This window comes from Schlesneria sp. (assembly GCF_036405755.1).
Classification (GTDB): domain Bacteria; phylum Planctomycetota; class Planctomycetia; order Planctomycetales; family Planctomycetaceae; genus Schlesneria; species Schlesneria sphaerica.
In genome coordinates, this window is sequence record NZ_DASWWZ010000514.1 from 1 (window position 1) to 3,726 (window position 3,726).

A 3,726-nucleotide genomic window follows, 5' to 3' on the forward strand; every position below is an offset into this window, starting at 1 on the left:
CTCCCGAAGCCCCGCTGCCGATTCGCAGACTGATCATTCCCATTCGCCGCTCGATCGAAACCTATGCCTTGGAAATGGTTTTCGATGATTTGAATGAGGTGGATTTTCAGCAGTGGGAAGACAAACTTCAGCAGATGAAAGAAGCCTGCGAACAGCGGGACTACCACGCGATCGCCGAACTCGACATCGCCTTTCATCGGCAGTTGCTTGATCGGGCTCAGCAACCGGACCTGCTGCTGATCTGGGAAACACTGGTCGGACGTATCCGCTCGCACTTCCGCAGCCGACAGCGCCGCTGCAGCGATCTTCTCGACATTTACCAGGAACACCGGGAACTGGTCGAAATCTTCCGCCGGGGGGATCTCGACGCCGCGATGAAGATGCTGAAAGAGAAAATCGCGTAGCCCCAGGAAGCCCAGACCCGACACAACCCGGAGTCGAACCTCCGGGAGAGGCGTTTCACATCACAGACCTGAATGCAGGCCGTCGCAGCCCGTTTTTCCGTTTGGCTACTTTTTGCCGATCAGACGCTCGATCAGACTGTGATAACTGGGCATCAGATGAGCGTCGACCGTGTGCATCACGGCTTTCCAGACATCATCGACCAGCGTCCCCTGCAGCAGCCCGTCGACCGAACGGCTGATGAACTCGGCAAATAGTGCGGCCGAGGATGACGCCCCCGGCCCCACACCGGCCGTCATCTCGCGATTCACATGCCCGAATTCGTTGGCGATGAGACTGACGGTCGGAAGCTTGGGAACCGGGTCAGGGCCGTTCACGTAGCGGTATACCTTCCCCTCCAGTTCCCGATCGAATGCCTTGGAAGCTTCGACGTTGCCAATCATCGGCCCACCAAACGTATAGACCTGATGGACATTGACGAACTTGCGGTGGAAGAGCCAGGCACTCAGGACCGCCAGTGCGCCCCCCAGACTGTGACCGGTGATCCAGAGTGGACGATCCGAACGAGCGAGCTCTTCCTGAACCGCCGACAGCAGCGGCACCCAGACGTCGTCCAGAGCGTTAATGAACCCCTGGTGAAACCGTGCACCGACTCCCGCCGCGGCAAAGTCCGTCCCCAGCCTCCCTGTCGGCAGAATCAGCAAATTGACCGCGTCTGAAAGCAGCCAGTCTTTCAAGCCCTCCAGCGTCGCTGGCGACTCGGTCCCCCGAAAGGCGACGACGATATGGTCGTCGTTCGTCGCAACGTAGACCTGCGTGTTCCCGGCGCTGATCAGGCGCGCGTCGCACCCCAGAACCTCTTTGAATTGCTGCACTCCCTGCTCGGCGGGCAAGTAAGCCAGTTCGGATGCCTTCGCGAGGACTTGGGCGTTCCGGTGATCACCCAACGCGTCTTCAATCAGCTGTAAATCCATTTCGCCTCTTTGCCCCGGGGAGATACTCCAAACCTGTCAGAGAGCATTTTCGGAACGATCATAGTCCGCAGGGTAGCAACCGACGAGTCAAAAAGTGATGATGAACCCCGGCCCTGCCGATCCCCTTCGGACCTCGACCTGACAACCTGGATCGAGGCGGCGGCTGATCGTGTCGCCCTACGAGCCACGGGCGGCAGTGCCAGATTGTTCGTCCTGATTTGCAACCTGCAGGGAAAAGCCACATGAGCGACGCATCGAACCAACTTCAGCTTGTGCACAATGTTTATTTCACGCTGAAAGAGCGAACCGAAGAGAACATCCAGAAGCTGGTGAACGCTTGCTTTAAGTACCTGAAAGATCATCCGGGAGTCACCTTCTTCGGAGCGGGCCCCCTGGTCCCCGAACTGGCTCGCCCCGTGAATGATCGCGATTTTGACGTCGCCCTGCTGGTCGTCTTCCGCTCCAAAGCAGACCACGACATCTACCAGACCGCTCCAGACCACCTGAAGTTCATCGAAGAAAATAAGCCCACGTGGGAAAAAGTTCGCGTTTTCGACAACTACACCAAGTGATCACGCTGACGGACCGATAGCACCTGTACAAATTCGTTGAGATGAGGGACAGGCACAATAGGTGGAATCCTCACCCTTGATTCAGCCAGTAATATAGAGAATAGAGTCGACTGCATTCGCGCTGGAAGCCGAGTCATTCAGAGACAGGAAGACTTGAATTCCAGCTCGGATCATTTCCCGTCTTCCCAAGTTTCTGACTGTAGGGCCGGGGCAGGATGTTCTCATGGCCGAGGATTGCGAGATGGGTCTGGCTGATTCCACTCGCCCAGCGGTGAATCGAAAATCGCATGCGCCACCGAACGGCCTTAATGCTTTGTGTCGGAACGCTCGTCGCCGGAATTCTGATTGGTGCTGGAGCCTTCTCGCTCCCGCTCCATCGCTCGCTTCAGGCAGAGAACCTCGATAGTGCCTCAGCGGAGCGTGTCTACCGTGAATTGAGCACTGTCAGTTCCCCTCTCCAGGAGGGGAGCGCTCTCCTGGCAAAAATCGCTTCGGTCACCACACCCAGCGTGGTCCACATTCAGTGTGAGCGGCGAGTTCCCGGCCGGGCGAAAGAAGAAGAAACCGGCTCGGGCGTCATCCTGACCAGTTCTCGAGCCACGGGCTTTTTCGTCGTCACCAATTGCCACGTGGTGGACAAAACACCTGTCGACGGAATCTCGATTTCTCTGCACGACGGACGGGTCATTCAGCCCGAACGAGTCTACACCGATCAGGAATCGGATGTCGCCGTTCTGAAAATTGACGCTCCGAATCTCACCGCCGCGAAGTGGGGCGACAGCCGCAAACTGGAAATTGGGCACATGGTCCTGGCGATGGGAAGCCCCTTCGGACTGAGCCGCTCCGTCACACTCGGCATCATCAGCGCCCGAGGCCGTCGCAAGCTCCAGCTCGGTAAAACAGAAGTCATCAATCAGGACTTTCTGCAAACCGATGCTGCAATCAATCCCGGCAATAGCGGGGGACCACTGATTGACCTGCAGGGAAGGGTGATTGGGATCAACACGGCGATCGCCACTTCCAGCGGAGGAAATGACGGGATCGGATTCAGTATCCCCAGCCAACTGGCACAACGAGTCATGGATCAACTGCTGGAATACGGCGTTGTGCCCCGCGCCTGGATCGGCGTCAAACTCGACGAAAACTTTGATGCCCGTGTCGCCGCGAAGCTCAAGCTGGACCGAGTGATGGGAGCACGAGTGAATCAGGTCTTTGACAATTCACCTGCGTCCAAAGCCGGTCTGCAGCTTGACGACGTCGTCCTGAACTTCGACGGGATCGATGTGCAGGACCACGACCACCTGATCAACCTGGTCAGCCTTTCACCGATCGGCAAACAGATCCGGATGTTCGTCTGGCGAGGTCAGAAAAAGGTCTCGATGGCCATCGTGCTCGCCGACCGCAGCGACTTGCGACGTACCAGCGAAGCTCCACCGCAGCAGGGACGCAGCTTCCCGTCACGAACAAACTAGTTCGCGCGGGATTGTTCGTGTCGGCCGTGGTTCTATTTCACACAAGTCCTCTCGTAACATCGATCCCGGCCAGCAGTCAGCCAGGCCGTCGAGTTTGGCGCCGTACAGCTACACCGGCGCCAAACTCACTCTCTGTCGGACTACTCATTCACCCAAGAGGACAACCTTGGGGTCCGCCCATTCCGGCACAATATTCCCCTGATTCAAGGCCGCCCCACCCCCGTCCCATGAAAGCCCCAACAGGACAGACACAGACTCCTCCAAGCCCTTTGGAACCGCACCGTTTGTTGTCGCCCTTGTCGTCCC

General features: G+C 57.8%; 4 protein-coding genes. 3 read left to right on the top strand and 1 reads right to left on the bottom strand.

The genetic code is table 11. The features are described from left to right. The coding region (locus VGE80_RS17440) for an FCD domain-containing protein (protein ID WP_440593554.1) at nucleotides 1–404 on the top strand (404 nt) is incomplete at its 5' end. A gap of 105 nt (nucleotides 405–509) precedes the next feature. Here the strand turns inward: VGE80_RS17440 and VGE80_RS17445 are convergent. Continuing rightward, nucleotides 510–1,376: a lipase family protein gene (locus tag VGE80_RS17445; protein ID WP_373649947.1), complete on the bottom strand. Its 867-nt coding sequence runs from the start codon at nucleotides 1,374–1,376 to the stop codon at nucleotides 510–512. Between the two features lie 242 nt (nucleotides 1,377–1,618). On the opposite strand from VGE80_RS17445, the gene VGE80_RS17450 reads away from it, so the two are divergent. Both VGE80_RS17450 and VGE80_RS17455 read left to right on the top strand, forming a co-directional pair. After that, on the top strand, nucleotides 1,619–1,948 hold the full coding sequence (locus VGE80_RS17450; protein ID WP_440593555.1) for a Dabb family protein: 330 nt from the start codon (nucleotides 1,619–1,621) through the stop codon (nucleotides 1,946–1,948). Between the two features lie 287 nt (nucleotides 1,949–2,235). Continuing rightward, on the top strand, nucleotides 2,236–3,420 hold the full coding sequence (locus tag VGE80_RS17455; protein ID WP_373649945.1) for a S1C family serine protease: 1,185 nt from the start codon (nucleotides 2,236–2,238) through the stop codon (nucleotides 3,418–3,420). Nucleotides 3,421–3,726 lie beyond the last annotated feature (306 nt).

Bases quoted from the DNA above. Each gene is read 5' to 3' on its own strand.
- VGE80_RS17450 (WP_440593555.1), top strand. From the start codon at position 1,619: ATGAGCGACGCATCGAACCAACTTCAGCTTGTGCACAATGTTTATTTC.
- VGE80_RS17445 (WP_373649947.1), bottom strand. From the start codon at position 1,376: ATGGATTTACAGCTGATTGAAGACGCGTTGGGTGATCACCGGAACGCC.
- VGE80_RS17455 (WP_373649945.1), top strand. From the start codon at position 2,236: ATGCGCCACCGAACGGCCTTAATGCTTTGTGTCGGAACGCTCGTCGCC.